General features: G+C 69.9%; 22 protein-coding genes and 2 tRNA genes. 11 read left to right on the top strand and 13 right to left on the bottom strand.

The genetic code is table 11. The annotated features are described in order from the left end of the window. The first annotated feature begins 26 nt into the window (after positions 1 to 26). Positions 27 to 989 (top strand): hypothetical protein, encoded by a 963-nt coding sequence (locus tag ACIBU0_RS42070; protein ID WP_398829584.1) that lies wholly within the window; start codon positions 27 to 29, stop codon positions 987 to 989. 74 nt (positions 990 to 1,063) lie between these two features. Here ACIBU0_RS42070 and clpX read toward each other — a convergent pair whose 3' ends face one another. The 5 genes from clpX to ACIBU0_RS42045 all read right to left on the bottom strand — a co-directional run bounded on the left by clpX (position 1,064) and on the right by ACIBU0_RS42045 (position 5,819). Further along, positions 1,064 to 2,350: an ATP-dependent Clp protease ATP-binding subunit ClpX gene (clpX, locus tag ACIBU0_RS42065; protein ID WP_398829582.1), complete on the bottom strand. Its 1,287-nt coding sequence runs from the start codon at positions 2,348 to 2,350 to the stop codon at positions 1,064 to 1,066. 178 nt (positions 2,351 to 2,528) lie between these two features. Further along, the gene (locus tag ACIBU0_RS42060; RefSeq protein ID WP_398829580.1) at positions 2,529 to 3,209 is read right to left on the bottom strand and encodes an ATP-dependent Clp protease proteolytic subunit; all 681 of its coding nucleotides are present in this window, start codon (positions 3,207 to 3,209) and stop codon (positions 2,529 to 2,531) included. Positions 3,210 to 3,260: 51 nt separating this feature from the next. Then, entirely contained in the window at positions 3,261 to 3,869 is a 609-nt protein-coding gene (locus tag ACIBU0_RS42055; RefSeq protein WP_380858657.1) for an ATP-dependent Clp protease proteolytic subunit, read from the bottom strand. Between the two features lie 266 nt (positions 3,870 to 4,135). Next, on the bottom strand, positions 4,136 to 5,530 hold the full coding sequence (gene tig / locus ACIBU0_RS42050; protein ID WP_398829577.1) for a trigger factor: 1,395 nt from the start codon (positions 5,528 to 5,530) through the stop codon (positions 4,136 to 4,138). 212 nt (positions 5,531 to 5,742) lie between these two features. Continuing rightward, positions 5,743 to 5,819: transfer RNA gene (locus ACIBU0_RS42045), tRNA-Pro, on the bottom strand. Between the two features lie 166 nt (positions 5,820 to 5,985). Between ACIBU0_RS42045 and ACIBU0_RS42040 the strand changes: the two genes are divergently transcribed. Then, a tRNA-Gly gene (locus ACIBU0_RS42040) sits at positions 5,986 to 6,056 on the top strand. Positions 6,057 to 6,429: 373 nt separating this feature from the next. Here the strand turns inward: ACIBU0_RS42040 and ACIBU0_RS42035 are convergent. Then, positions 6,430 to 8,556 carry a serine/threonine-protein kinase gene (locus ACIBU0_RS42035; RefSeq protein WP_398829575.1) on the bottom strand — a complete coding sequence of 709 codons (2,127 nt, stop codon included), beginning with the start codon at positions 8,554 to 8,556 and terminating at the stop codon, positions 6,430 to 6,432. Between the two features lie 80 nt (positions 8,557 to 8,636). Further along, positions 8,637 to 8,831 carry a hypothetical protein gene (locus ACIBU0_RS42030; RefSeq protein ID WP_030044846.1) on the bottom strand — a complete coding sequence of 65 codons (195 nt, stop codon included), beginning with the start codon at positions 8,829 to 8,831 and terminating at the stop codon, positions 8,637 to 8,639. 612 nt (positions 8,832 to 9,443) lie between these two features. Here ACIBU0_RS42030 and ACIBU0_RS42025 point away from each other — a divergent pair. After that, positions 9,444 to 10,586, top strand: a complete 1,143-nt coding sequence (locus ACIBU0_RS42025; protein ID WP_398829571.1) for an acyltransferase family protein — start codon at positions 9,444 to 9,446, stop codon at positions 10,584 to 10,586. Positions 10,587 to 10,606: 20 nt separating this feature from the next. Here ACIBU0_RS42025 and ACIBU0_RS42020 read toward each other — a convergent pair whose 3' ends face one another. Next, positions 10,607 to 11,071 (bottom strand): HD domain-containing protein, encoded by a 465-nt coding sequence (locus tag ACIBU0_RS42020; RefSeq protein ID WP_398829568.1) that lies wholly within the window; start codon positions 11,069 to 11,071, stop codon positions 10,607 to 10,609. 114 nt (positions 11,072 to 11,185) lie between these two features. After that, positions 11,186 to 12,367 (bottom strand): PP2C family protein-serine/threonine phosphatase, encoded by a 1,182-nt coding sequence (locus tag ACIBU0_RS42015; protein WP_398829566.1) that lies wholly within the window; start codon positions 12,365 to 12,367, stop codon positions 11,186 to 11,188. 162 nt (positions 12,368 to 12,529) lie between these two features. On the opposite strand from ACIBU0_RS42015, the gene ACIBU0_RS42010 reads away from it, so the two are divergent. Beyond that, positions 12,530 to 13,807 carry a GNAT family N-acetyltransferase gene (locus tag ACIBU0_RS42010; RefSeq protein ID WP_398829564.1) on the top strand — a complete coding sequence of 426 codons (1,278 nt, stop codon included), beginning with the start codon at positions 12,530 to 12,532 and terminating at the stop codon, positions 13,805 to 13,807. An 18-nt stretch (positions 13,808 to 13,825) separates the two neighbouring features. On the opposite strand, the gene ACIBU0_RS42005 is transcribed toward ACIBU0_RS42010, so the two are convergent. Together ACIBU0_RS42005 and ACIBU0_RS42000 are read right to left on the bottom strand one after the other, a co-directional pair. Beyond that, the gene (locus ACIBU0_RS42005; protein WP_398829562.1) at positions 13,826 to 14,635 is read right to left on the bottom strand and encodes an Fpg/Nei family DNA glycosylase; all 810 of its coding nucleotides are present in this window, start codon (positions 14,633 to 14,635) and stop codon (positions 13,826 to 13,828) included. Positions 14,636 to 14,837: 202 nt separating this feature from the next. Then, a complete protein-coding gene (locus ACIBU0_RS42000; protein WP_398829560.1) occupies positions 14,838 to 15,323 on the bottom strand; it encodes a ribose-5-phosphate isomerase in 486 nt (161 codons plus the stop codon). A 229-nt stretch (positions 15,324 to 15,552) separates the two neighbouring features. Between ACIBU0_RS42000 and ACIBU0_RS41995 the strand changes: the two genes are divergently transcribed. Then, entirely contained in the window at positions 15,553 to 17,019 is a 1,467-nt protein-coding gene (locus ACIBU0_RS41995; protein WP_398829558.1) for an amino acid permease, read from the top strand. A gap of 63 nt (positions 17,020 to 17,082) precedes the next feature. Here the strand turns inward: ACIBU0_RS41995 and ACIBU0_RS41990 are convergent, their stop codons facing one another. Continuing rightward, the gene (locus tag ACIBU0_RS41990; protein WP_398829555.1) at positions 17,083 to 19,026 is read right to left on the bottom strand and encodes a serine/threonine-protein kinase; all 1,944 of its coding nucleotides are present in this window, start codon (positions 19,024 to 19,026) and stop codon (positions 17,083 to 17,085) included. Positions 19,027 to 19,293: 267 nt separating this feature from the next. Between ACIBU0_RS41990 and ACIBU0_RS41985 the strand changes: the two genes are divergently transcribed. Both ACIBU0_RS41985 and ACIBU0_RS41980 read left to right on the top strand, forming a co-directional pair. Further along, a complete protein-coding gene (locus ACIBU0_RS41985; RefSeq protein ID WP_398829553.1) occupies positions 19,294 to 20,022 on the top strand; it encodes a hypothetical protein in 729 nt (242 codons plus the stop codon). A 101-nt stretch (positions 20,023 to 20,123) separates the two neighbouring features. Then, the gene (locus tag ACIBU0_RS41980) at positions 20,124 to 21,416 is read left to right on the top strand and encodes an FAD-binding oxidoreductase (RefSeq protein ID WP_398829550.1); all 1,293 of its coding nucleotides are present in this window, start codon (positions 20,124 to 20,126) and stop codon (positions 21,414 to 21,416) included. Here ACIBU0_RS41980 and ACIBU0_RS41975 read toward each other — a convergent pair. Further along, a complete protein-coding gene (locus ACIBU0_RS41975; RefSeq protein WP_398829548.1) occupies positions 21,406 to 21,984 on the bottom strand; it encodes a biotin transporter BioY in 579 nt (192 codons plus the stop codon). The genes ACIBU0_RS41980 and ACIBU0_RS41975 overlap by 11 nt on opposite strands. Before the next feature lie 427 nt (positions 21,985 to 22,411). On the opposite strand from ACIBU0_RS41975, the gene ACIBU0_RS41970 reads away from it, so the two are divergent. The 4 genes from ACIBU0_RS41970 to ACIBU0_RS41955 all read left to right on the top strand — a co-directional run bounded on the left by ACIBU0_RS41970 (position 22,412) and on the right by ACIBU0_RS41955 (position 26,431). Continuing rightward, positions 22,412 to 23,623 carry an ROK family protein gene (locus tag ACIBU0_RS41970; RefSeq protein ID WP_398829545.1) on the top strand — a complete coding sequence of 404 codons (1,212 nt, stop codon included), beginning with the start codon at positions 22,412 to 22,414 and terminating at the stop codon, positions 23,621 to 23,623. Between the two features lie 209 nt (positions 23,624 to 23,832). Then, positions 23,833 to 24,876 carry an ABC transporter substrate-binding protein gene (locus ACIBU0_RS41965; RefSeq protein WP_398829543.1) on the top strand — a complete coding sequence of 348 codons (1,044 nt, stop codon included), beginning with the start codon at positions 23,833 to 23,835 and terminating at the stop codon, positions 24,874 to 24,876. 5 nt (positions 24,877 to 24,881) lie between these two features. Further along, positions 24,882 to 25,721, top strand: a complete 840-nt coding sequence (locus ACIBU0_RS41960; RefSeq protein WP_398829541.1) for an ABC transporter permease — start codon at positions 24,882 to 24,884, stop codon at positions 25,719 to 25,721. Then, the gene (locus ACIBU0_RS41955) at positions 25,697 to 26,431 is read left to right on the top strand and encodes an ABC transporter ATP-binding protein (RefSeq protein ID WP_398829538.1); all 735 of its coding nucleotides are present in this window, start codon (positions 25,697 to 25,699) and stop codon (positions 26,429 to 26,431) included. Before ACIBU0_RS41960 ends, ACIBU0_RS41955 begins: the two co-directional genes overlap by 25 nt. Positions 26,432 to 26,436 lie beyond the last annotated feature (5 nt).

Below are 26,436 nucleotides of genomic sequence, written 5' to 3'. Positions count from 1 at the left end.
ATAAGCATCTGGAGGGGAACCCAGAAATGAGCTACAACCAGCCGGGCCCGTACGGCGGGCAGCCCCAGCAGCCCGGTCCGTACGGCCAGCCGGGTCCGTACGGCCAGCAGCCGCAGGCACCCCAGCCCGGCTACGGCTACCCTCAGCAGGCTCCTCCGGCCCAGCCCCAGCCCGGCTACGGCTACCCGCAGCAGCCCCCGCAGGGCGTCCCGCCCCAGCAGCCGTACGGCCAGCAGCCGCAGTACGGCCAGGCACCGTACGGGGTGCCGCAGCCGCCGGCGCCGGGGGGTGGCGGCAAGAAGACCGGGCTGATCATCGGTGCGGTGGCGGTTGTGGCCGCGATCGCCGTCGGGGCGTACTTCGCACTCGGGGGCACGCGCGGCGGCGGGGGCGACCTCGCGGACGACGGGGCGCACAAGCTGGAGACGCCGAAGACGGTACTCAGCGAGTACAAGCAGATGTCCGGCCTCGGTCAGTCGTCCGGCGACAACTCGGCGGAGGACCTGGAGAAGAGCGGCGTCAAGAACGGCAAGTCCGTGCTCGGCATGTATTCGACCGCGGACCTCTCGAACTACGACCCCAGCGACCCGAGCTCCGTGGACCTCTCCCAGTTGACGACTGCCAAGGGCATCACGTACGTGGGCGCCTACGGCGAGATCGCCGACCCGGAGAAGGCTCTAGACGCGTTCTTCGCAGACATGAAGAAGTCCTCCGAGGAGAACTCCTCCTCCGGCAGCAGCGGTGCTCCCAAGACCAAACTGGTCGGCGAGCCCGAGGAGGCCGACCTCGACGGTGCGGTCATGAAGTGCCAGGCCACCAAGGGTCAGAACGTGATGACCAAGAAGGAGACGACCAACTGGCTGTGCGTCTGGGCCGACTACAGCACCATGGCCATGGTGTCGCCCAATGACGCCACGAAGGACGTCACCAAGGACGTGGCGGTCGACATCACCACGAAGCTGCGCGCGGAAATCCGCGTCAAGGCCTGACGCCGTACCCCGCAACCACGAAGGGGCCCCGGTCGGTCGACCGGGGCCCCTTCGTATGTCTGCGGTGCGGCGGGCTACGCCGTCTTCTGCTCGCCCGGCCCCCGCCCCCGCGCATCCCGCGGAATCAGCGTCGGGTTCACGTTCGAGTGGACGACGTCCGCCGTAATGACGACCCGGGCGACGTCCTTGCGGGACGGGACCTCGTACATCACGGACATCAGAACCTCTTCCATGATGGCCCTGAGCCCGCGCGCGCCGGTCTGGCGGAGGATGGCCTGGTCGGCGATGGCCTCCAGGGCCTCGCGCTCGAAGTCCAGTTCCACGCCGTCGAGTTCGAACAGGCGCTGGTACTGCTTCACCAGGGCGTTGCGGGGCTCGACCAGGATCTGGAGGAGGGCTTCCCGGTCCAGGTTGTGCACGCTCGTGATGACGGGCAGGCGGCCGATGAACTCGGGGATCATGCCGAACTTGACCAGGTCCTCGGGCATGACGTCCTCGAACTGGTCCTTGGCCTCCAGCTCGCGCTTGGAGCGGATCGTCGCGCCGAAGCCGATGCCCTTCGCGCCGGCCCGGGACTCGATGATCTTCTCCAGACCCGCGAACGCGCCGCCCACGATGAACAGGACGTTCGTCGTGTCGATCTGGATGAACTCCTGGTGCGGGTGCTTGCGGCCGCCCTGCGGCGGGACCGAGGCCGTCGTGCCCTCGAGGATCTTCAGCAGGGCCTGCTGGACACCCTCGCCGCTCACATCGCGCGTGATCGACGGATTCTCACTCTTGCGCGCGACCTTGTCGATCTCGTCGATGTAGATGATCCCGGTCTCGGCCTTCTTGACGTCGTAGTCGGCCGCCTGGATCAGCTTCAGCAGGATGTTCTCGACGTCCTCGCCGACGTAGCCCGCCTCCGTCAGCGCCGTCGCGTCGGCGATGGCGAACGGGACGTTCAGCATGCGGGCCAGGGTCTGGGCGAGCAGGGTCTTGCCGGAGCCCGTGGGGCCCAGCAGGAGGATGTTGGACTTCGCCAACTCGATGGCGTCGTCGCGGCCTTGGGCGCCGCCGTTCTCGCCGGCCTGGACGCGCTTGTAGTGGTTGTAGACGGCGACGGAGAGCGCCTTCTTGGCTGCTTCCTGGCCGACCACATAGCCCTCGAGGAACTCGTAGATCTCGCGCGGCTTGGGCAGTTCCTCCCAGCGGACCTCACTGGTCTCCGCGAGCTCTTCCTCGATGATCTCGTTGCAGAGATCGATGCACTCGTCGCAGATGTACACACCAGGGCCTGCGATGAGCTTCTTGACCTGCTTCTGGCTCTTGCCGCAGAACGAGCACTTGAGCAGATCGCCGCCGTCACCGATGCGTGCCACGGTGTGCTTCCCCTTCGCCTGGGAGACGCCTGGACATTTCGAATCCAGCGGCTCCTGGTGCTGCCTTATGTCGACGGTACCTTGCTTAGCCCCCCGTTCGGGCCCCCCTTGGCACGGTTCACTTTGACGTGCACCGTCCCAAACCGTGCCAAGGGGCAGCAGACAATACCGGTCCGCGTCAGCGAACGTCGGCGTTGTTCATCTTCCGCGTGGAGATGATCTGGTCGATCAGCCCGTACGTCAGCGCGTCCTCGGCCGTGAGGATCTTGTCGCGCTCGATGTCCTCGCGGATCTTCTCGATCGGCGTGGTGGAGTGCTTGGCCAGCATCTCCTCCAGCTGCGAGCGCATCCGCAGGATCTCGTTGGCGGCGATCTCCAGGTCGGAGACCTGGCCGCGGCCCGTCTCGCTGTACGGCTGGTGGATCAGCACACGGGCGTTCGGCAGCGCCATGCGCTTGCCGGGCGTGCCGGCGGCCAGCAGGACGGCGGCGGCGGAGGCCGCCTGGCCCATGCAGACCGTCTGGATGTCCGGCTTCACGAACTGCATCGTGTCGTAGATGGCCGTGAGCGCGGTGAAGGAGCCGCCCGGGCTGTTGATGTAGACCGAGATGTCCCGGTCGGGGTCCATCGACTCCAGGCACAGCAGCTGCGCCATGACGTCGTTGGCGGAGGCGTCGTCGATCTGCACGCCGAGGAAGATCACGCGCTCCTCGAAGAGCTTCGCGTACGGGTCGTACTCGCGGATGCCCTGCGAGGTGCGCTCGACGAAGCGGGGGATGACGTACCGGGACTCGGCGGCCGGGGCCGTGTACTCGGCGCGCGTGCGGTCGTACAGGCCGCTGCCGGGGAAGTCGTTCACTGTCTGTCTCCTAGGGGCTGAGGCGGTCGGCTGGGGGCTGTGCGGGGGGCCTCAGGCCGCCCCGGTGCCGCCGCCGCCCGGCATCCCGGCGGCCGTCGGGATGACGTCGTCGATGAGGCCGTACTCCTTGGCCTCGAAGGCGTCGAACCAGCGGTCGCGGTCCGAGTCGCGGGTGATCTGCTCGACCGACTGGCCGGTGTGCTGCGAGGTGAGCTCGGCCATGCGCTTCTTGGTGTGCAGCAGCCGCTCGGCGTGGATCTTGATGTCGGAGGCCGAGCCTGCCAGACCCGCGGAGGGCTGGTGGATCAGGATCTCGGCGTTCGGCAGCGCGAAGCGCTTGCCGGGGGTGCCCGCGCTGAGCAGGAACTGGCCCATGGAGGCCGCGAGGCCCATGGCGATGGTCACCACGTCGTTCTTGATGTACTGCATGGTGTCGTAGATCGCCATGCCGGCCGTGATCGAACCGCCCGGGCTGTTGATGTACATGTAGATGTCCTTGTCCGGGTCGGCGGCAAGGAGCAGCAGCTGTGCGGTGATCTTGTTCGCGATGTCGTCGTCGACCGGCTGGCCGAGGAAGATGATCCGCTCGTTGAGCAGCCGGTTGTAGACATGGTCGCCGAGGCCACCGCCGATGGAGGGCTCGCCGGCGGCGGAGGGCATCAGATTCGTCACGTATCCACCTGCTCGTCTTACGACGGCGCCGGGCCGTCTCACGTGTTCTGCGTGGGCAACGGGGACTCCCCTGCCCTCATACTCATGGACCCTAACGCGGTGGCCCTGTGCTGCAATCCCGGTTCAGGGGGTGTTCGCCGGGGGCGTAGCGCCGTGGTCACTCCGGCACGCTCCGCGCAGCCGTACGACAGAAGGGCCCTGGGGCGTCATACGCACCCCAGGGCCCTTCCTACGCGCTACGAGGCGCCGCGGGCTCAGCCCTCGGCCTTCTCCTCGTCGGCGGCGTCAGCGGTGCCCTCGGCGGCCTCGACGGTCTCCGTGGCCTGCTCGACCTCGTCCTCGTCGTCCAGGTCGATGACCTCGCCGTTGGTGTCCTTGACGACGGCCTTCTCGACCACGACGGCCAGGGCCTTGCCGCGGGCGACCTCGCCGACCAGGAGCGGAACCTGGCCGCCCTCGACGACCGCCTGGGCGAACTGGTCGGGGGACATGCCGGAGGAAGCGGCGCGGCGCATGAGGTGCTCGGTGAGCTCCTCCTGGTTGACGTTCAGCTTCTCCTGCTTGACGAGCTCGTCGAGCACGAACTGGGTCTTGATGCCCTTGACCGCGGCCTCGCGGGTCTCGGTCTCGAACTCCTCGGCGCTCTTGCCCTGGATCTCCAGGTACTTGTCGAGGGTGAGACCCATCTGGCCGAGCTGGTGGTGCTCGAGGTTGTGCTTACGGGTGTTGATCTCGTCCTCGAGCAGCTTCTCGGGGACGGGCACCTCGACGAGCTCCAGCAGCTTCTCCAGGACGCGCTCCTGGGCCTGCGTGGCCTGGTCGTACTGCTTCATGTTCTCCAGGCGCTTGCGGCTGTCCGCCTTGAGCTCCTCGAGGGTGTCGAACTCGGAGGCGAGCTGCGCGAAGTCGTCGTCCAGCTCCGGCAGTTCGCGCGCGGCGACCTGGGTGACCTTGACGGTGACCTCGGCCTCCTTGCCGGCCGCCGAGCCGCCCTTGAGCTCGGAGGTGAAGGTGGCCTCGCCACCGGCCTCCAGGCCCTTCACGGCGTCGTCGATGCCGTCCAGCAGCTCGCCGGAGCCGATCGTGTAGGAGACGCCGTTCGCGACGCCGTCCTCGAGGACCTCGCCGTCGACCTTGGCCTCCAGGTCGATCGTGACGACGTCGCCGTCCTCGGCGGCGCGCTCCACCGGGGAGGTGGAGGCGAAGCGCTCGCGGAGCTGCTCGACCGACTTCTCGACGTCCTCGTCCGTCACCTCGACGGCGTCGACCTCGACCTCGATGCCGGAGTAGTCCGGGATCTCGATGGCCGGGCGGACGTCGACCTCGGCGGTGAAGTTCAGCGTCTCGCCGTCCTTCAGCTCGGTGATGTCGACCTCGGGCTGGCCCAGGACGTTGAGCTCGGCCTCGTTGACCGCCTCGGTGTAGAACTTCGGAAGCGCGTCGTTGACCGCCTCCTCCAGGACCGCACCGCGGCCGAACCGCTGGTCGATGACGCGGGCCGGGATCTTGCCCTTGCGGAAGCCCTTCACCGTGACCTGCTGGTTGATCTTCTTGTACGCCGCGTCGAGGCTGTCCTTGAGCTCCTCGAAGGGCACCTCGACAGTGAGCCGAACCCGGGTCGGGTTCAGGGTCTCCACGGCGCTCTTCACGGTTCGGTCTCCTTGTGGCTGACTTCTTGGGTTCTGCCGGAGCCAGACTGGTCCGGCGGATTCGCCGCCCGGAGGACTTCGTGACTTCGTACGGAGAGACACACGGGCGTGCAGCTTGCATAGTAACGGCAGCGGCGACACGCCCCAAAGGCGATCACTCGACGCGATCACCCGAGGTCGTCGCGCAGATGGCCGGTGTTGACCGGTCGTGGTGGTCGGGGTGGCGGGATTTGAACCCACGGCCTTCCGCTCCCAAAGCGGACGCGCTACCAAGCTGCGCCACACCCCGTGCTGGTGCGACACGTAGGGTACATGCCCGCAGGCAGTGGGACCGCCGCATTTCTCCGGCACCGGCCGACGGGCGGCGCGCGTGGCAATCGGGTGTGCGTCGAGGGGCCGCGACCCGCTACGATGCCTGCAGTGCCGCGGTCACCTGACCTGCGGCGCGTCCCTGTGCGGGCGTAGCTCAATGGTAGAGCCCTAGTCTTCCAAACTAGCTACGCGGGTTCGATTCCCGTCGCCCGCTCTGTACGACTCAGGGCCAGGTCAGAGGATGATTCCTCGGCCTGGCCCTGATCGTTTCCGGTACGTTCTCGGGGCTTCCCGGCGCTCCGGAGCGCGCCGGGGGCTCGCGGCGGCCCTGTGCGAGACTCCGCCGCTCCATATGTGATCCATGGGATGGAGAACAGAGAGGCGTCACCCGAGACGCGGTGCAGGACGACATCCTGGCGGCCGTAGTCGTCGGGGGCTTCGGGCCACCGCGCTTCATCGCCGCGGAGGAGTTGCTCAGTCCTTCGACGCAACCATTCGAGGGGCTGGTGTTCCGAAGTGTGGGCCCTTGCGGCACACCTTCCGCCGCAGCGGCGCCCTGACCGGCATCCGGTCGCCCTGATCGGCATCTAAAGGTCTGCCGCGTCCACGGAGTACACGGAGCGCACGCCGTAGGGGACGTAGAGGGCGTCGCCGGAGCGGGTGATGGGGACGCCGTCGCCGGTCACGGCGAGGCCGCCGGGGCCGGGGCGGGCGTCGCGTTCCGTGCCGGTGGCGCGGTCCAGGGCGGCCAGGCGGCCACCGGGTGAGGCGATGAAGACGTGGGTGCCGAAGGCGAGCGGACGGCCGGGGGTCTCGACGGAGGAGCGGGAGTCCCACAGACGGCGGCCGGTGCGGGGATCCACCGCCTGGACCCGCCCGCTGGAGCTGGCGAAGAAGACCGTGCCGTCGCTGAGGCTGGCCGTGCTGTCGCCGGACACCGGGTGGGACAGGCGCACGGTGCGCTTGGTGTGGTCGGCGATGCCGATCGTGGTGAGGGTGCGGTAGCCCTCGGTGCCGTCGTCGATGAACAGCAGGCGGCCGTCGGCCTGCCCGACCAGGGTCAGCGTGCCGGAGACGGCGACCGTCCAGCGAGGCGCGCCGGTCGCGGGGTCGATGCGGATGACCCTGGCCTTCTGGCGCCCGGCGTCGGAGCACAGGAGGTAGCCGTTCCCGCCGACGGCGCGCAGGTCGCACAGGTCGGCGTCGGGCATCGGGCGCCGCCAGAGCGGCTTGCCCGTGTCGGCTCCGAGGAGGGTGTACGACGATTTGAGCTGGTCCAGGGCCAGGACCCCCTGCGGGACGACCCCGGTGTTCGCCTGGACGCCGCCCCTGCCGGTGCTGGGGGCGCTCACCTCGGCGCCGCGCCACACGCGCCGGGACCAGACGACCGAGCCGGTGCGGGCGTCGAGGGCCTGGACGGAGTAGTCGGAGAGCGTCGACCCGGGGTTGTTCCGGTCCGGGACCTCGTTGTTCTCGTAGACGTAGACGCGGTCGCCCTTGGTGCCGAGCACCTCGCCGTCGGAGTTGCCCGTGTCGTCCGGGGTGGGGTCCACGGGGAAGCTCCAGGCGACCTTGCCGGTGGCGAGCTCGAAGCGGGCCGCCTTGACGTCGTCGCCCGCGCAGACGAGGCCGCCTCCGGCGACGGCGCAGTTCGTGAAGGAGCCGCCTTCGAGGCCGTCGGGGTTGTGGGTGTCCTTGGCCTGCCAGGCGTGCCAGCCGGCGGGGAGGTCGCGCGCGACCGGGGTCGGCTCGGCGTTGACCGCGACGACGGTGACGGTGGTCGCGGCGGCCAGCAGCAGGGCGCTCACCGCGGAGGCGATCAGCAGTCGACGGCGGCGTCGGCGGGGCCGGGGCTGCCCGGCACCGGTGGCCTTGCCCTCCGGTTCCGGGCGTGGGTCGGGCAGGCGGCCGTCACGCAGGAGGGTGAGGAGTTCGTCCGTGGTGGGGCGGGACTTGGGGTGCTTTTCCAGACAAAGGCGGACGAAAGGGAGCAACTCATCGGGCACGCCGTCGAGTTCGGCGTCGCCGTCCACGACCCGTAGGGCCGTCTCGTAGGGGCTCGGGCTGTCGAACGGGCCGTGGCCGGTGGCGGCGTACACCAGGACCGAGCCGAGGGAGAAGACGTCGGCGGCCGGGCCCACGTCCTGCGGGGAGGAGAACTGCTCGGGCGACATGAAGGGCGGGGTGCCCATGACGCGGCCGGTCTGGGTGAGGACGTCGGACGGCGCGAACTCGGCGGCGCGGGAGATGCCGAAGTCGATGACGCGCGGGCCGTCCTCGGCGAGCATCACATTGGCCGGTTTCAGATCGCGGTGGACCATGCCGGCGCGGTGGATGTCGCGCAGCGCCTCGGCGAGGCCGGCGGCGAGTTCGCGCAACTTCGGCAGCGGCAGGGGGCCGTGGCGACGGACATGGGTGCCGAGGTCCGCACCGGGGATGTAGAGCGTGGCCATCCAGGGGCGCGGCGCGTCGGCGTCCGCGTCCACGACGGGGGCGGTGAAGGCGCCGCTGACCTGGCGGGCGGCGGCCACCTCGCGGCGGAAACGGGTGCGGAACTCGTCGTCGTCGGCGTACTGCGCGTGCACGACCTTGAGGGCGAGGCGGCGGCCGGAGGCGGAGCGGGCCAGGTAGACCACGCCCATGCCGCCGGAGCCGAGGCGGTCCTCGATCCGGTAGCCGCCCACCTCCGCCGGGTCCGTCTCGCGCAGCGCCATCCCCTACGTTCCCCCCGTCCCGGACCGTTCGACGATCAGGAAAGAGGGTATCCGTACCCTTCCGGGCGGCCCGACGGACCCTAGAACTGGATGGAGTTGATCGTCTCGGCTATCGAGTTGAGGAACCGCTGGATGTCGTCGGCCATGCCGGTCGAGGCGAGGAAGAAGCCGAACAGCACGGCGACGACGGCAGGGCCGGCCTTCAGTGATCCGCCACGGATCAGCACCACCAAGATGATCGCCAACAGCAGTACCACTGACAGCGAAATGGCCACAACAGATCACACCCTCGGTCGGTCCGCTCTCCCGGCCCGGGGATGCAACCCCGCGCACCCCCGCCAGAACCATCGTGCCACCAACCGGGCCCCGCTATGCGGCACGTGACGTTTCGTTCGCCACACCTGTGCCGGATCTGTGCGGGTCCGATGCGCGCACGGACCTCTCCCTTCGGTCCCGTACGGCTTTTCGACCGACCACTCGCACAGGGAATTCGACGGGATCGTTTCCATCGGCACACAACGTGTTCGCGGCAATTTCGAATTCATGACGTGCTGATCATTCGACCGGAGTCATCTCCTGGCCATATGCACCTTTTAGTCAGGATGAATCAGGACAAGGAGGGTGGCCAACAGGTGTCCGTCAGGTACATGTTCGTGGTACACGCGTCATCGAGCGCAATAACCACGAATGACCTCGGGGGTTTTACGAAATCACACAGGCAACGCTAGGGTGCCTCAGATGTTCCACGCTGCCTCGTCCCCCGCATGCGCAGCGAGGTCCTGGATCGGCTCCCCCGGCTTCCGGTGGGAGGGTCTGTGACGAACTCGCTGCGACCGCACGGCCACAACAGAGCGCCACTCCCCCCGGCACAGTCGTCGGTGGACGGAGTGCCGAGTCCGCGCTCGCCGCAGAAGCAGAACCAGAACCAGCAGGCTCAGGCCGACAGCAGAGCCGCGTCCAGTGGTGCCAAGCAGCGCGACGCGTTCTTCGACAACGCCAAGTACCTGGCGATCGTGCTCGTCGCCATAGGACACGCCTGGGAGCCGATCAAGGGTGACAGCCGGATCCTGGAGGCCGTGTACACCGTCGTGTACACCTTCCACATGCCGGCGTTCATCATCATCTCCGGCTTCTTCTCACGCAGTTTCGACGCCAGCCCCAGCCGGCTGAAGCGGCTGATCACCGGCGTCGCCGTGCCGTACATCGTGTTCGAGACGGCGTACCCGCTCTTCAAGCGCTGGATCGACGAGGACCCGGGCCAGGACATCAGCCTCCTGGACCCGTGGTACCTGACGTGGTTCCTTTGCGCGCTGTTCATCTGGCGGATGACCACGCCCATCTGGAAGATGGTCCGCTGGCCGCTTCCGCTCGCGCTCGGCCTCGCCATGGCGGCGACGGTCACGCCCGGGATCGGCGACGACCTCGATCTTCAGCGGGTCCTGCAGTTCCTGCCGTACTTCGTGCTGGGGCTGTGCATGAAGCCCGAGCACTTCCACATGGTGCGCACCCGCACGGTGCGGATCCTGTCCGTGCCGGTGGGCGCGGTCGCGCTGGCCTTCGGCTGGTGGGCGGTGCCGCGCATGAACACCGCGTGGTTCTACCACCGTGACGCCGCGCAGGAGCTGCACGCGCCGTGGTGGACCGGGCCGGTCATGGTGCTGGCGATGTTCGGCTGCTCGCTGCTGCTGACCGCCTGCTTCTTCGCTTGGGTGCCGCGCCGCCACATGTGGTTCACGGCGCTCGGCGCGGGGACGCTGTACGGCTATCTGCTGCACGGCTTCTTCGTGAAGGCCGGGGACTACCAGGGCTGGTTCGACCACGCCTGGCTGCACCGCCCGCTCGGCGAGATCTTCGTCACCGTGTGCGCGGTGATCGGAGTCACGCTGCTGTGCACCAAGCCGGTGCAGCGGATGTTCCGGTTCGCGATGGAGCCCAAGATGGACTGGGCGTTCAAGCGGGACGCGGCGGCGGTGGCCCGGGAGCGCGAGAAGCGCGAGGGCGCGGCCGTACGCGAGAAGGTCAACGCCTGACCCAGGACGTCTCAGGACGATCAGGAAGACCCGAGACCGAGAAGTGCGCGCATCCGTGCGTACTTCTCGGTCAGTCGTTTCCGGGTCTTGTCGTCGAGGACCGCGAGGCGTGCCGGGTCCGCGTTGTGCGCCAGGTCCGCCTCCTTCACCAGGAGCGCGCCGTCGGTGGCGAGGATGCGTGCCGCGTACGCCTCGGGGGCCTCTGCGGCCCGCTTGGTGAGCGCCCGCACGACCGCCTTCGTACGGTCGCTCAGCGCGGCTTCCTCCAGCCACCGCTCGCTGAGGGCGTCGTCCTCGACGGCGTCGTGCAGCCATGCCGCCGCGATCTGGTCGTCGTCGCCGCCACGCGCGCGTACGCCTTCGGCGACGGCCTGGAGGTGCTCGGCGTACGGGCGTCCGGCCTTGTCGGTCTGGCCCGCGTGGGCGGTGCGGGCGGTGGCCTCCACGTCGGCCAGGGACAGGTGCTGCTGCGGTGTCTCGGTCACTCGTCCAGTGTCTCGCCCCCGCCCAGGGGGCTCCGCCCCCTGGACCCCCGTCGGCCCCGAAAGGGCCTCGTCCTCAAACGCCGGACGGGCTGAGTGATGCGGGCCGGCGCGTGGTCAGCGTGGTCCCTTCTGGGCCGTCGGGCCCTCGCGGCAGATCAGGAGCAGGGCCCTGTCGTCGTTGACGTCCTTGGCGACCGCCTCGATCAGGTGCCAGGCGGCGCCGTGGAAGCCGCCGGCGACGTAGCGGTCGGCCTCGCCGGTGAGGCGGTCTATGCCCTCGACGATGTCCCGGTCGGACGTTTCGACCAGGCCGTCCGTGAAGAGCATCAGGACGTCGCCCGGGCGGAGGGAGCCCTTGACGGGGTCGAACTGGGCGCCGTCGTAGACGCCGAGCAGGGGGCCTTCCGCCGCCTTCTCCTCCCAGCGGCCGGTGCCCGCGCTCAGCTGCAGGCCCGGAGGATGGCCCGCGGAGTACAGCTCGTAGTCTCCCGAATCCAGGTCCAGGACCAGGTGGATCGAGGTCGCGAAGCCCTCGTCCCAGTCCTGGCGCAGCAGGTAGCCGTTGGCCGCCGGGAGGAACGCGTGCGGGGGCAGGCTGCCCAGGAGGCCGCCGAACGCGCCCGACAGCAGCAGCGCCCGTGAGCCCGCGTCCATGCCCTTGCCGGACACGTCCGTCAGGACGACCTCCAGCGTGCGGCCGCCGTTCGTGCGGGCCGCGACCACGAAGTCACCGGAGAAGGACTGGCCGCCCGCCGGGCGCAGCGCCATCTCGCGGTGCCAACCGTGCGGCAGGCTCGGCAGCTTGCTCTGCACGCGGATGCGTTCACGCAGGTCGAAGAGCATCGTGCCGCCGCGCCGCCAGGGCACGCCGACGCGGCTGCGGAACTGTGCGATGAGCAGACCGAAGAAGCCGCACGCCGCCACGACCAGGACCACGCCCGGCGTCACGCGTGACGGGCCCTCGGTGTACGGGCCGAGCTGCACCGACTCCACGATCAGCGCCGTGGCCGCCGCCGCGTACAGGCCCAGCAGGCTCGCCGGGCGCAGCAGCAGCCCGCCCGCCACGATCGGCAGGACCAGCGCGGCCGGGGAGAACCACACCGGGTTGGCCATCGTCAGGGCGCAGATCAGCGGCACGGTCAGCAGCAGGCCGGCCAGCGCGATCCAGTCGGAGCCGTCGCCGCGGAAGTAGTCCACCGCGCTTCTGCGCACGCCGACACGGGCCCGGTGCCACTGCATCTTCAACCGGGCCGTGAACGTCTCGGCCGCCCTGCGCCGCTCTCGTCCTGCTGCCATTAGTTCGGGACCCTATCCATCGGACCAGCTGCTTGGCACGGGAGGTCCCACTTGTCCCCCGTCCGAGGTTCAACTTCACAGTGAACTTCACGGAAAGCCGTCTCGCCGCCGCCACTGAGAAATTCCCTCGCTCGTCCCGCAATGCCCTGGTACGCATGGTTCATGGCGAATGACAGTGTGAGCCACCCCATTCGTCCCGATCGGCAGCCCGGCCGTCCCGAGCTGCGGGTGCTTCGACGGGACGAGTGGGACATCTGGTACGACACCCTGATCCGGGCCTTCGGCGGAGTACCGGAGGCCGCCGAGGAGCGGGAGTTGTGGGACTCGCTCACTGAGCTCGACCGTTCCCTCGGCGCCTGGGACGGGGACACGTGCGTGGGGACGGCCGGTGCGTTCAGCTTCCGGCTGACCGTGCCCGGCGGGGCCTCCGTGCCCGCCGCGGGCGTCACGATGGTCAGCGTGGCCGCCACGCACCGCCGGCGCGGCGTCCTGACCTCGATGATGCGGCGGCAGCTGGACGACGTGCGGGAGTGGGGCAGTCCGCTCGCCGTACTGACCGCCTCCGAGCCGGAGATCTACGGCCGGTTCGGGTACGGCGTCGGCACGTTCGGGGTGAACGCCGAGATCGACACGATCCGCGTCCGGCTGTCCGTGCCGCCCGGCACCGATGACGTACGTCTGCGGTACGCCGTACCGGCCGACGTCCTCGACGTGTGCGAGGCCGTGTACGCGCGCAAGGTGTCCGGACGGCCGGGGATGCTCGCGCGGCTGCCCGGCTGGGAGCGGCTCGGGCTGCTCGACCCGGAGAGCGAGCGGGAGGGTGCGTCACCGCTGCAGTGCGTGCTCGCGGAGCGGGACGGCGAGGTGGTCGGGTACGCGCGCTTCCACGTCAAGCCGGACTGGGATGCCGGTGGGCCCAAGGGCACCGTCCGGCTGCGGGACGCGCAGGCCCTGGATCCGGCGGCGCAGGCCGCGCTGTGGCGGTTCCTGTTCGGCATCGACCTGACGTCGACCCTGAAGGCGTACGGGCGGCCCGTGGACGAGGCGTGGCAGTACCAGGTGTCCGACATCCGGCGGTGTGCGCTGCGGGTGCGGGACTCGTTGCACGTACGGCTGGTGGACGTCGGGGCCGCGTTGGAGGCGCGGACGTATCAGGCGCCGGTGGATGTCGTGCTGGAGGTGGAGGACGCCTTCTGCCCCTGGAACTCGGGGCGTTGGCGGCTGTCCGGGGACGCCAAGGGCGCCTCGTGCGAGCGTACGGCGGACTCGGCCGATCTCGCCCTGTCCGTGCGGGAGTTGGGGGCGGCGTATCTCGGCGGGGTGAGTCTGGGGGCGCTGGGTGGTGCCGGGCGGGTGCGGGAGCTGCGGCAGGGGGCGCTGGCCGAGGCGTCGGTGGGGTTCGCGTCGGCCGTGGCGCCGTGGCTGCCGCACGGCTTCTGACGCACGCCGCCCATCTCCCTACGGTGTCTGGCAGTCCGGGCACCAGAAGAGGTTGCGGGCGGCGAGGTCGGCGGTGCGGATCTCGCCGCCACAGATGTGGCAGGGGAGGTTGGCCCTGCGGTAGACGTACACCTCGCCGCCGTGGTCGTCGACGCGGGGCGGGCGGCCCATCGCCTCCGGGGTGTGCTCGGGGCGGACGGTGTCGATGCGGTTGTTGCGGACGCCCTCGCGCATGAGCTCGACCAGGTCGGACCAGATCGCGTCCCACTCGGTGGGGGTGATGTCCTTGCCCGGGCGGTACGGGTCGATGCGGTGCCGGAAGAGGACCTCGGCGCGGTAGACGTTGCCGACGCCGGCGATGACCTTCTGGTCCATGAGCAGGGCGGCGACGGTGGTACGGCTGCGGGAGATGCGGCGGTAGGCCAGGTGCGGGTCGGCGTCGGCGCGGAGGGGGTCGGGGCCGAGGCGGTCGTGTATCGCCTGCTTCTCGGTGGGGGTGATCAGGGCGCAGGTGGTGGGGCCGCGGAGATCGACGTACGACGTGCTGTTCGCCAGGCGGAGGCGGACGGTGTCGGTGGGTGGGGGTGCGGGGGTGGCGCCGAAATCCACCTTGCCGAAGAGGCCGAGGTGGATGTGGATCCAGTCGGCGTGGCGGAAGCCGAGGAAGAGGTGTTTGCCGTGGGCCTCGGTGTGGGTGAGTTCCGAGGCGTCGAGGAGTGCTGCGGCGTCCGAGAACTTGCCCTGGGGGCTGGTGACATGGGGGGTCGTGCCGAGGAATGCTGCGGCGTAGTCCTGGGCCAGACGGTGGATGGTGTGGCCCTCGGGCACGGTGGCTCCTTCGTCGTGTGTTTTCGCCCCCGCCGCCCCTACCCATTCCCATCGTGAAGGGGCTCCGCCCCTGCGACCCCGCCAGGGGGCTGCCGCCCCCTGGACCCCCGCTTCGGCCCTGAAGGGGCCTCGTCCTCAAACGCCGGACGGGCTGAATTGCCTGGACCGGCATCAAGAGGTGCAGCCCCCGGGGCGCGGGTGGTTACTGCTGGGGGTGGTGGGGCGGGATCGGGGGGAGGTCGCCCGTGGTCTCGTAGTCGGCCAGCATCGTGATGCGGCGGGTGTGGCGGTCGTCACCCGAGTACGGGGTGTTCAGGAACACCTCGACGAACTTCGTCGCCTCTTCCTGCGTGTGCATGCGCGCACCCACCGCGACGACGTTGGCGTTGTTGTGCTGGCGGCCCAGCGCAGCCGTCTCCTCGCTCCAGGCCAGCGCCGCGCGGACGCCCTTCACCTTGTTCGCGGCGATCTGCTCGCCGTTGCCCGAGCCGCCGATCACGATGCCGAGGGAGTCGGGGTCCGCGACGGTCTTCTCCGCGGCGCGGAGGCAGAAGGGCGGGTAGTCGTCCTGGGCGTCGTAGATGTGGGGGCCGCAGTCGACCGGGTCGTGGCCCGCCGCCTTGAGCCACTCGACGAGGTGGTTCTTGAGTTCGAAGCCCGCATGGTCGGAGCCGAGATACACGCGCATGGAACGAGTGTGACACGGCTGTTTCGGGGCAGCAGCGCCGGGTGTCGATCGGGTTGATTGTGACCGGCGCTATAGAACCTCAAGGAAACCTCAAGTAACAATCCCGAATCAAAGGTTCCCGAATCAGTTCTCCTCCGATTCACTGGTCCGACTCGTACACCGCTCGTGCGACTCGTACATCGCTGGTACGGGAAAACCCCTCCCCAACGGCGCAAAGGAAATCCGTTCCATGACTTCGCAGCCGAACCAGAAGGCGGCCGGACCGGCCGCCGGCGGCCACGGCCTACAGGCCGGGCTCAAGAACCGCCACCTGTCCATGATCGCCATCGGTGGTGTGATCGGCGCCGGCCTCTTCGTCGGGTCCAGCTCCGGTATCGCCACCGCGGGACCCGGCATTCTGCTGTCCTACGCCCTCGTCGGCACGCTCGTGGTGCTGGTGATGCGGATGCTCGGCGAGATGTCCGCGGCCAACCCGACCTCCGGCTCGTTCTCCGCCCACGCCGACCGCGCCCTCGGGAGCTGGGCCGGGTTCTCCATCGGCTGGCTGTACTGGTTCTTCTGGGTCGTCGTGCTGGCGGTCGAGGCGACCGCCGGTGCGAAGATCCTGGAGGGCTGGATACCGCAGGTGCCGCAGTGGGGCTGGGCCCTGATCGTCATGCTGGTGCTGACCGCCACCAACCTCGTCTCCGTCGGGTCGTACGGAGAGTTCGAGTTCTGGTTCGCCGGGATCAAGGTCGTGGCCATCGCCGCGTTCATCGTCATCGGCGGGCTCGCCGTCTTCGGGCTGCTGCCGGGTGTCGACAGCGAGCAGGCCGGGCTGAGCAACCTCACCGACCACGGCGGCTTCCTGCCCAACGGCCCCGGCGCCATCCTCACCGGCGTGCTGCTCGTCGTCTTCTCCTTCATGGGCAGCGAGATCGCCACCCTGGCCGCGGGCGAGTCCGAGGACCCGCAGCGCGCCGTCACCAAGGCCACCAACAGCATCATCTGGCGTGTCGCCGTCTTCTACCTCGGCTCCATCCTCGTCGTGGTCTCCCTGCTCCCGTGGGACAGCAAGGCCATCGCCGACGACGGCTCCTATGTCGCCGCGCTCGACTCCCTCGGCATCCCGCACGCCGGCCAGATCATGAACTTCATCGTGCTGACCTCGGTGCTGTCCTGCCTCAACTCCGGCCTCTACACCGCCTCCCGCATGGCCTTCTCCCTCGGCCAGCGCGGCGACGCGCCGAAGGCCTTCGCCCGTACCACCGGCCGTGGTGTGCCGCGAACGGCGATCCTCGCGTCCGTGGTGTTCGGCTTCGTGGCGGTGTTCTTCAACTACAAGTTCCCGGACTCCGTCTTCCTCTTCCTCGTCAACTCCTCCGGTGCGGTCGCGCTGTTCGTCTGGCTGGTCATCTGCTTCTCCCAGCTGCGCATGCGGAAGATCATCCAGGCCGAGGCCCCCGAGAAGCTCGTCGTGAGGATGTGGCTGTACCCGTACCTGACCTGGGCGACGGCCGCGCTGATCGTGTTCGTCCTCGGCTACATGCTCACCGACACCGAGCACGACGGCCGCTCGACCGTGCTGCTGTCGCTGCTGGTGGCGGCGATCGTGCTGGTCATCGCCTTCGTGAAGGAGAAGGTCGTCGGCCGGCGCGCGACGCCGGTGGGAGCGGCCGCCCCCACCACGGCGCGTGACGAGGTCAAGACCGGCTGACATCGTCGATCGCTCGAGAGGGGCGGTGGGGTGCACACCCCGCCGCCCCTCTCTTCTGTCCTGTCACAACACCGTGAACGTGTCCTTGACCTTCTCGTAGATACCGAGGGCCTCGTCCTCCGTCTCCGGCCGGTACCACGTGTTGATCTGGTACGAGGTGCCGTCCACGGTGAAGCCCAGCAGCCGGGCGTGCCAGGGCTCGCCCTGGAGCGAGAAGGTGTACTCCCAGACCACCGCCGGGTGACTGCGGAACGTCGTCCGCTCCAGGCGGATCTTGCGGTACTGCTGCCCCTGCCGGGCGTTCTCCTCCGACTTCTGCCATGAGTCCATCAAGTCGTCGCGGGCCAGCGACGACTTGGCGGCGAGTTCCTGTGCGGCGTCCGGTGACGTGTAGTGCACCTCCGATCCCGTCTTGACGTCCCGCCGCCAGCCCTCGGGCGGCACCCACGCGAACCCGCCCGCCTCCCGGCGGGATCCGGGCGGCAGGGTCTGCGGTCTCGACGTGCCCTCGACCGTCGAGGACGGGCCGGGGCCCGGTGAGGACGCGGCCGAGGAGGACGGTGACGGCGAGGAACCGGCCTGTCTGTCCTCCGGCTTCCCGAAGTCGGTCGCGAGGACGACCGCCACGACAGCGCACGCGGCGCCGACACCGACGGCGGCGGCGATACGTCCCGTACGACGCCGCCCGCGCCGGGGTCCGGCCGGGACCGCGGGGCCGGGGAACTCGCCGGGCGACATGGACCCGTACGACCGGGAGCCACTGGGCATGAGCTCCGGCTCCGGGGTCGGCCGCCGCTCGGTCACCGCTTCGGCACGGGACAGGGAGACGCCGGGGCGGCGGGGGGCGGTGCCGTGGGAGCCGCGGGAAGGGGCGGCCGGGGTTTCGGAGCGGGCCACCGGGCGGGGTTCGGAGGCGAGTTCGGTGGAGGAGGAAGAGAAGGAAGGGGAGGCAGGCGAGGACGGGGAGGAAGGGGTGGGGACGGAGGTGGGGGCAGGGGCGGAGGGCGGTGAGGTGTGCGGTGGTATCGCGTCCTGTACGGGGTCCGGGCGGCGGGGGTCACGCGGAGTGGGGGGCGCCTCCAGGAGGGCGGGGGTGGGCCTCTCGGGGAGGGAGTCGGGTGCCGTCGTCGGTTCCGGGGGCGGCTCGGGCTGCGGCTCGGACTCGGGCTCCTGCTCCCGCTCCTCCACCTGCCCCGAGGGCTCCCCGACGCCTCGTCCGACCACCGGCATCGTCGGCGTGGGCTCCGGGAACGCCACCGGCTGCAGGGCCGTCTCCACATCGTCCAGGGCGGGGCGGGTGGACGGCTCCTTCTCCAGGAGAGCGGCGAGGAGGTCGCGCAACGGGCCTGCCGTCGGCGGCAGTTCGGGCTCCTCGTACAGGACGGCGTGCAGGGTCGCCAGGGTCGTGTCGCGGGAGAAAGGGGAGCGGCCGGCCAGGGCCGCGCTGAGGGTGGCGCCCAGGGACCAGATGTCGGAGGGCGGGCCCTGGGGGCGGCCGGAGATGCGCTCGGGGGCCATGTAGTCGGGTGAGCCGACCAGCATGCCGACCATGGTGAGGGCCTTCGCGTCCTGGATCGCCGCGATGCCGAAGTCCGTCAGGACCACCCGGCCGCGGCCGCCGGCCGCCTCCGACTCCACGAGGACGTTGCCCGGCTTGATGTCGCGGTGCAGGACACCGCGGGCGTGGACCTGGCGCAGTGCGGCCACCAGGCCCATGCCGATCCGGGCCGTTTCGCACGGGCCCAGGGGGCCCTCCTCCGCCATGATGCGTTCCAGGGAGCGGCCGGCCACCAACTCCATGACGATCCACAGGCGTTCGCCCTCGTCGACCACGTCGTAGACCCGGACGACGTTGGGGTGGTCGATCCGCGCCGTCGCCCGCGCCTCCCGCAGGGTGCGTTCGCGGCGTGTGCGGGTGTCCTCCGGGTCGAGGCCGTCGATGCGCATCTCCTTGACGGCGACCAGGCGGTCGAGCATTTCGTCGACGGCTCGCCACACGCGCCCCATTCCCCCCTGGCCGATACTCTCGACCAGTCGGTAGCGTCCCGTCACCAGTAAACCGGGAAGCCCGCCGCTCCTCGTGTTTCCCGCGGCTCCCGCATTTCCCGTGTTCTCCGCGTTCCCCGGCAATCCGCTGCACCCCCTCCGCCGTGCCTCAGACATCCCCGACTGAAACACAATGGTCACACTTCATGCCGTACCAGCATAGTGCGGAGAAATCTTGTGGTAGCTCTTCAAGTACTGCGAATTCAGGCGCAGGCAAGGGGGACGAACATGAGTTCTCGTCGCACGACGGCCATCGCGGGATCGCTGGTCGCGACATCCATCTCGGCAGTGATGATCCTTTCCTTCACCGCCAGTGCGGACGACCAGGGACCCGGCAGCAGCAAGGGGGGAAAGGTCATCGACGAGGCACCGGCAGGAGTGGAACTGACCACTGAACTGCCCGAAAAAATCTCGGTGGACAACAGTTCGGAAAAGGCCGACATCACTGCCACCGTCAAGAACGAAGGGACCAAGGACAGCGGGAAGATCCAGCTTTTGGTCGTCGGTTTCGACGGCCTCACGGTCAAAAACGTCGAGGGCTGCTCCGCGATTGCGAAAAACGGTCTTCCGGAGGGCTCGAACAGCGGTTTCTCCTGCCCCATCGACAATCTGCCGGCCGGCGAGTCGAAGTCGTACGCCGTCGACGCGACGTACGACCTGAGCAAGACCGGCAAGATCTGCCTTCCCGTCCAGACCGGTGACGGCAAGAAGACGTACTGGCAGCAGGGCCCGGTGCCGTTCGGTACGACGAACCCGTCGCCCGACGCCCCGGCCACCCCGCTGCTTCTCGGCACCGACAACAAGCCGGTCGCACCGGGCGCCGACGAGCTGCCCAAGACCGGTGTCGGCCGTGACGTCCTGCCGCTGGGCGCGGCCGGCGCGACGCTGATCGCGGCGGGCGCGGCAGGGCTGTGGTGGTCGCAGCTGCGGCGGCCGCGGCGGTCGCAGGAGGTCTGAGCACCACCGACCGGGGTGCGGGGCGGTCGCCGCGTCGCACCCCGGTACTTCGCCGGAAAACCTGACGGCACATGTCAGGTTATGCGGCCACCCTGGGAGTCATGAACAGCGAACGAGTCCTGAGCGACGAAGAGGAACTCGCCGGTTTCCAGACGGGTTTCGCCCAGCGCCCCGATGTCGTCTTCGCCGTCTCCTCGGCCGATGACGTGGTCGCCGCCGTGCGCCACGCGGCCGGCCGGGGCATGCCGATCGGCATCCACGCCACCGGTCACGGGCTGCCCGGACCGGTCGAGGGCGGTGCCGTCATCTCGACCCGGCCCATGGACGGCGTGAGTGTCGACCCCGTGGCCCGCACCGCCCGTGTGCAGGCGGGCGTGCGCTGGGGGCAGGTCGTGGCGGCCGCCGGGCCGTACGGGCTCGCGCCGCTCAACGGTTCGGCCCCGTCCGTCGGTGCCGTGTCGTACACACTGGGCGGCGGACTGGGCATCCTGGCCCGGCAGTTCGGGTACGCCGCCGATCACGTCCGCTCCCTCGACGTCGTCACGGCCGACGGCCGACTGCGCCATGTCACACCGGAATCCGAGGCCGACCTGTACTGGGCCCTCCTCGGTGGCGGCCACGCCTTCGGCGTCGTCACCGGGATGGAGATCGGCCTCGTCCCCGTCCGCACCCTCTACGGCGGCTCGCTCGCCTTCGACGGGCGGCAGGTCGATCCGGCGGCCGTACTGCGGGCGTACGAGGAGTGGACGCGGACCGTGCCGCACGGGCTGACCTCGTCCTTCGCCGCCGTACCGTATCCGGACATCCCGGCGCTGCCGCCGCACCTGCGCGGGCGTTACGTCATCTCCGTGCGGGTCGCTCACACGGGGCCCGACGGTGAGCGACTCGTCGCCCCGCTCCGGCAGATCGGGCCCGTGCTGTCCGACTCGCTGCGCGAGATGCCGTACGCCGAGAGCCACACCATCCACAGCGACCCGGACTTCCCGCACGCCTACTACGGGGACAGCGCGGTGCTGAGCGAGCTCGATGTCGACACGGTGGCCGGCGTGCTCGCCCGAACGGGGCCGGGCGCCGATGCGATGTGCGTCGTACAGATCAATCATCTGGGCGGGGCACTGGCCGAGCCGGCGCCGAACTCGGTGCCGTACCGCGAAGGGGCCTTCCTGCTGCGGTTGCTGGCCATGGGCGACCGGGAGCAGGCCCGGAAGGTCCTGGACCCCGCCTTCGCTCCGCTCGCTCCCGTCACGCTCGGCCGGGCGGTCAACTTCGCCTTCGGGGCCGGGGACCGGGGCGAGGGGCTGTACGACGCCGGGACGCGAAAGAGGCTCGCCGAGCTGAAGTCGCTCTACGACCCGGCGAACCTCTTCCGCAGGAACTACGGCGTCAGCGGTTGATCAGCTTCCAGGCGGTGGGCAGGGCGCCCATCGCCAGGGCCGCCTTGATGGCGTCACCGAGCAGGAACGGGGTGAGGCCGAGCGCGATCGCGTCGGACACCGAGAGGTCGAGGGCCAGGGCCAGGTAGGGGACGCCGACGGCGTAGATGAGCGCCTCGCCCAGCAGCATCGCGCCCGCCGTGCGCAGCGCGGTGCGGTCGGCGCCGCGGCGGGCCAGGGCGCCGACGACGGTGGAGGCGAGGATCATGCCGAGGACGTAGCCGAAGGACGGGGCCGTGGCACCGGAGGTGCCCTGCGCGAACCACGGCACCCCCGCGATGCCCGCCAGCGCGTACAGCGCGAGGGAGAGGAAGCCGCGGCCGGCGCCGAGGGCGGTGCCGACGAGCAGGACGGCCAGGGTCTGGCCGGTCACCGGCACCGGGGAGCCCGGCACGGGCACGGAGATCTGGGCCGCGAGGCCGGTGAGCGCGGCGCCGCCGAGGACGAGGGCCGCGTCCCGGACGCGGGAGGCGGGGATCAGGTCGGCGAGGACCTGTCCCGGACGGGCGGTGGCGGCAGCGGTGCTCATGGGGACTCCGCGGGTGAGGGGGCAGGTTGGGACACCGTGACGCTAACCCGGCGAGCTCTCGCCGATCTCCGTCGGCGCTCGACAAAGGGTGGAGCGACGGCTTGGTGGGCTCTGCACAAAGGGTGCCGGTTACACCGGATACGACGTGACACCGGTCACGGAGGCAGGGACGCTTCTCTCACGTCACGGCTGCCGGCCGGACTGTTGGATCTCTCCAAACGAATCCTAGTGGCCTGGTCGGATTCACCTTCTCTGCCCTACCCTTCGAGCATGGTCGCCCAGTCCCGGAACTTCTCGTCGCGTCGCCACGTCGACCTGCGACGCGTGGGCGCGGCCGCCTGTCGCCGCCCGGGGTGAGCCGGCCGGTCGGTACGGCTCGCCCGTTTCAGACGGCGCAGTGTCGGACCGGCTCCCGAGGAAGTTCCCCATGCCCCGTACCGCGGCACCCACCCTTTCGTCCTCTTCGTCGCCGATTCCCCGGATCGCCGACCCCGACCGGCGCCGGACCAGCGCCAGCGTCGTGCTGCGGTCCGTCCTCGAACACGGGCCGGTCGCGCGCAGCACCATCGCCCGGCTGACCGGGCTGTCACCGGCCTCGGTCACGGACTACTGCGCCCGCTTCACCGAGCTCGGGCTCATCCGGGAGGCCGCCGCGCCCCCGCGGTCCAAGGGCGTGGGACGGCCGCATGTGCCCGTCGACCTGGACGACTCACGGTTCGTGGTGGGCGGCGTGCATGTGGCCGTGCCGCACACCACGGTGGCGCTGCTCGATCTGCGCGGGCGCGTCGTCGCCGGGCGGGAGGTGAAGCACTCGGGCGCCACGGATGCGTACGGCGTCCTGGTCCGGGCCGCCGACGCGCTGGCCGCGCTGCTGGACGCGGCGCCCGGCAGCCGGCCGCTCGGCGTCGGCTTCGCCGCGGGCGGCTGGGTGGACCGGGACTCCGGGACGGTCGTCGAGCACCCGCTGCTGGGCTGGCGCGAGGTGCCGGTGCGGGAGGTGCTCGGCGCGCGCACCGGGCTGCCGGTCCATGTGGACGGGCACGCACGGGCGTTGGTGAACGCCGAGCGGCTGTTCGGGCGGGCCCGCGGCAGCCGGAGCGTGCTGCACCTCTTCGTCGGCAATGTGGTCGACGCGGCGTTCGCCACGCAAGACGAGGTGCACCACGGACCGCGCTCCCAGGCCGGCGCGATCGCCCATCTGCCGGTGCCGGGCGGTACGGAGCGGTGCGCGTGCGGGCGTACCGGCTGCCTGCAGGCCGAGTTGAGCGAGCGGACGTTGTGCCGGCGGGCGCGGGCGGCCGGGGTCATCGACGGGGTGAACCCGATGCACGTGATCATGGCGGCCGCCGCGGGCGATCCGCACGCCGTGCGGCTGCTGGTGGAACGGGCGGGTGCCGTCGGCCGTGCGGTACGGCTGCTCCTCGACGTGCTCAACCCGGAGACGGTGGTCGTGACGGAAGTGGGCGTCATGCACCGGGAGGACTGCCTGAGCGCTGTGCGCGCGGGCGTCGGGGACGAGCGTGCGCATGCCGTCGTGCCGACGAGTTTCCCGGATTCCGTGCTGGCGGTGGCAGGGGGTTCGGTGGCTCTGGACGTGCTGTTCCGGGATCCGCTGAGTGCGTCACCTGCGGCTATTTAATTCAGGAACTCGGAATGTTGACAGGAGTCGAGCGTGGCCGAGAACATCCTGGTCATGGACCCGCACACGAGCTGTCGCACCCTCTGTTGCTGACACGTTGCCGCGCATGAAGCGCGTGTTTCCGTCTGCGTGAGTTCTTTCTTTTCCGGCCTTCCCCCACCCGGAATTCCGCCTGCCTTTTTGCTCTTTTTCCTCTGGGGAGTCCTCCCATGCACCGTCGTCTCTTCCTCACCTCCCTCCTGGGCGCGTCCGCCGCCGTGACAGGCCTTGCCGGCTGTGCGAAGGGCAATGCGGCCGCCGACACCCAGGGTGCCGCCACCAAGCCACTCGCGGACAAGGTCCCGGCCGGAACCAGCCTGAAGATCGCCTCGTTCCAGAACACCCAGCAACTGCAGTTCAAACTGGCCGAGTTGGGCGAGCTGCCCTTCAAGGTCGGCGGCTGGCTGAACATCGGCGCCGGTCCGGATGTCATCAACGCCTTCCGTGCGGGGTCACTGGAGCTCGCCAACAACGCGGGCATCCCGCCGATCCAGGCGCACTACCAGGGCTTCGACGCGAAGATCGTCGCGATCAACATCACCCGCAAGCCCAACTACCTCTTCGCCACCAAGCCCGGCAGCGACATCCGGTCGGTCGAGGACTTCAAGGGCCGGAAGCTCGCCTTCTCGCAGGGCCAGGCGCAGGGCGTGGTGCTGCTGCGGGCGCTGAAGAAGGCGGGCCTGAAGTACGACGAGGTGGAGCTGGTGCCGCTGACCAGCAACCAGTTCCTCACCGCCCTGCAGTCGGGCCAGGTGGACATCGCGCCGCTCGGCAACACCCAGGCGCCCGCCTATCTGGCCCAGTACGAGGCCAAGGGCGCCCGCACCATCACCACCGACGTCGTCGACCTGCTCAACCTGCTGTGGGCGCCGGTCTCCGTGCTGAACGACCCCGCGAAGGCCGCCGCGGTCGCCGCGTACATCCCGTACTGGGCCAAGGGCCAGGTGTGGACGTACGAGAACCCCGACATCTGGAACGAGGAGTTCTACGTCAAGACCCAGAACCTGACCCCCGCGCAGGCGAAGTCCATCTCGGAGCTCGCCAACAAGCCGCTGTTCCCGCCCGGTTGGGACGAGGCCATCCAGTGGGAGCAGGAGACCGCGGATCTGCTCGCGGAGGGCGGTTTCGTGAAGAAGTTCGACGTCGGCGAGCTCTTCGACCACCGCTTCGAGGGCATCGCGGCGAAGTCCGTACCCGCGGAATACCGGAGGTGACGGCCATGACCACCACGGCTGTGAGTACTCCCCCGGTGGTTGCCGAACCGGACCACCGCGTCCGCAGGCGCCGCTCCCTCGCCCCGGGCAAACGCGTCCCCGCCGCCCGCCTCGCCGGCCCCGCCCTCCTGGTCGTCCTGTGGGCCGCGGCCTCCGCCGCCGGAGCCCTCGACCCCGGCGCGATCCCCGCGCCCTGGACCGTGCTGGAGACCGGCGCCGACCTGTGGACCGGCGGGACCCTGCCCGACGACATCCTGACCTCGCTGCAGCGTGCCGCGACCGGGTTCGCCCTCGGCCTCGCCGCCGGGATCGCCCTCGCGCTGACGTCCGGGCTGAGCCGGACCGGGGAGGCGCTGATCGACGGGACGGTGAACCTCAACCGGGCGATCCCCACCCTCGGTCTGATCCCGCTGTTCATCCTCTGGCTGGGCATCGGCGAGACCTTCAAGATCGCGATCATCGCCATCGTCGTCTACATCCCGATCTACCTCAACACGCACGCCGCGCTGTCCGGCATCGACAGCCGCTTCGTCGAACTCGCCGAGGTGCAGGGGCTGAACCGGTGGCAGTTCATCCGGCGGATCGTCGTCCCCGGCGCGCTGCCCGGCTTCTTCGTCGGACTGCGGCTGGGGGTGACCGGGTCCTGGCTGGGCCTGGTGGTGCTGGAGCAGATCAACGCCACCAGCGGACTCGGCTACATGATGTTCCAGGCCCAGAACTACGGCCAGACGGACGTCATCCTCGTCGGCCTCGTCGTCTACGGCGTCTTCGGCCTCGTCTCCGACAGCACGGTCCGCGTCATCGAACGGAGGGTGCTGTCGTGGCGCCGCACACTGAGCAACTGACCCGGCCCGCCGTCCAGCTGCGCGGTCTGACCCGCTCCTTCGACGGCCGTACGGTCCTCGACGGCATCGACCTCGACCTCCCCGCCGGGCAGTTCACCGCGCTGCTCGGGCACAGCGGATCCGGCAAGAGCACCCTGCTGCGGGCCGTCGCGGGGCTGGACCACGAGGTGGCCGGCAGCGGGCAGCTCAGTGCGCCGGACCGGGTGTCCGTGGTCTTCCAGGACTCGCGGCTGCTGCCGTGGCGCCGGGTCCTGGACAACGTACTGCTCGGTCTCGACGGCAAGGATGCGGCGCGGAAGGGGCGTGAGGCGCTCGCCGAGGTGGGGCTGGAGGGGCGTGAGCGGGCCTGGCCGAACGAGTTGTCGGGCGGGGAGGCGCAGCGGGCGGCGCTGGCTCGGTCGCTGGTGCGGGAGCCCGAACTGCTGCTGGCCGATGAGCCCTTCGGGGCGCTGGACGCCCTCACTCGGATCCGTATGCACGCCCTGCTGCGGGAGCTGTGGGAACGGCATCGGCCCTCGGTGCTGCTGGTCACCCATGACGTGGACGAGGCGATCGTGCTGGCCGACCGGGTGCTGGTGCTGGAGCGGGGGCGGATCGGGGTCGATCTGGCCATCGACCGGCCTCATCCGCGCTCGTACCGGGATCCGTTGCTCGGTGAGTACCGGGAGCGGTTGCTCGCCGCGTTGGGGGTGACCGAGGGCGTCGGGTGAACGCC

The sequence above is a fragment of the Streptomyces sp. NPDC049627 genome, assembly GCF_044465645.1.
Lineage (GTDB): Bacteria > Actinomycetota > Actinomycetes > Streptomycetales > Streptomycetaceae > Streptomyces.
This window is presented reverse-complemented; position numbering and strand designations above follow the sequence as displayed.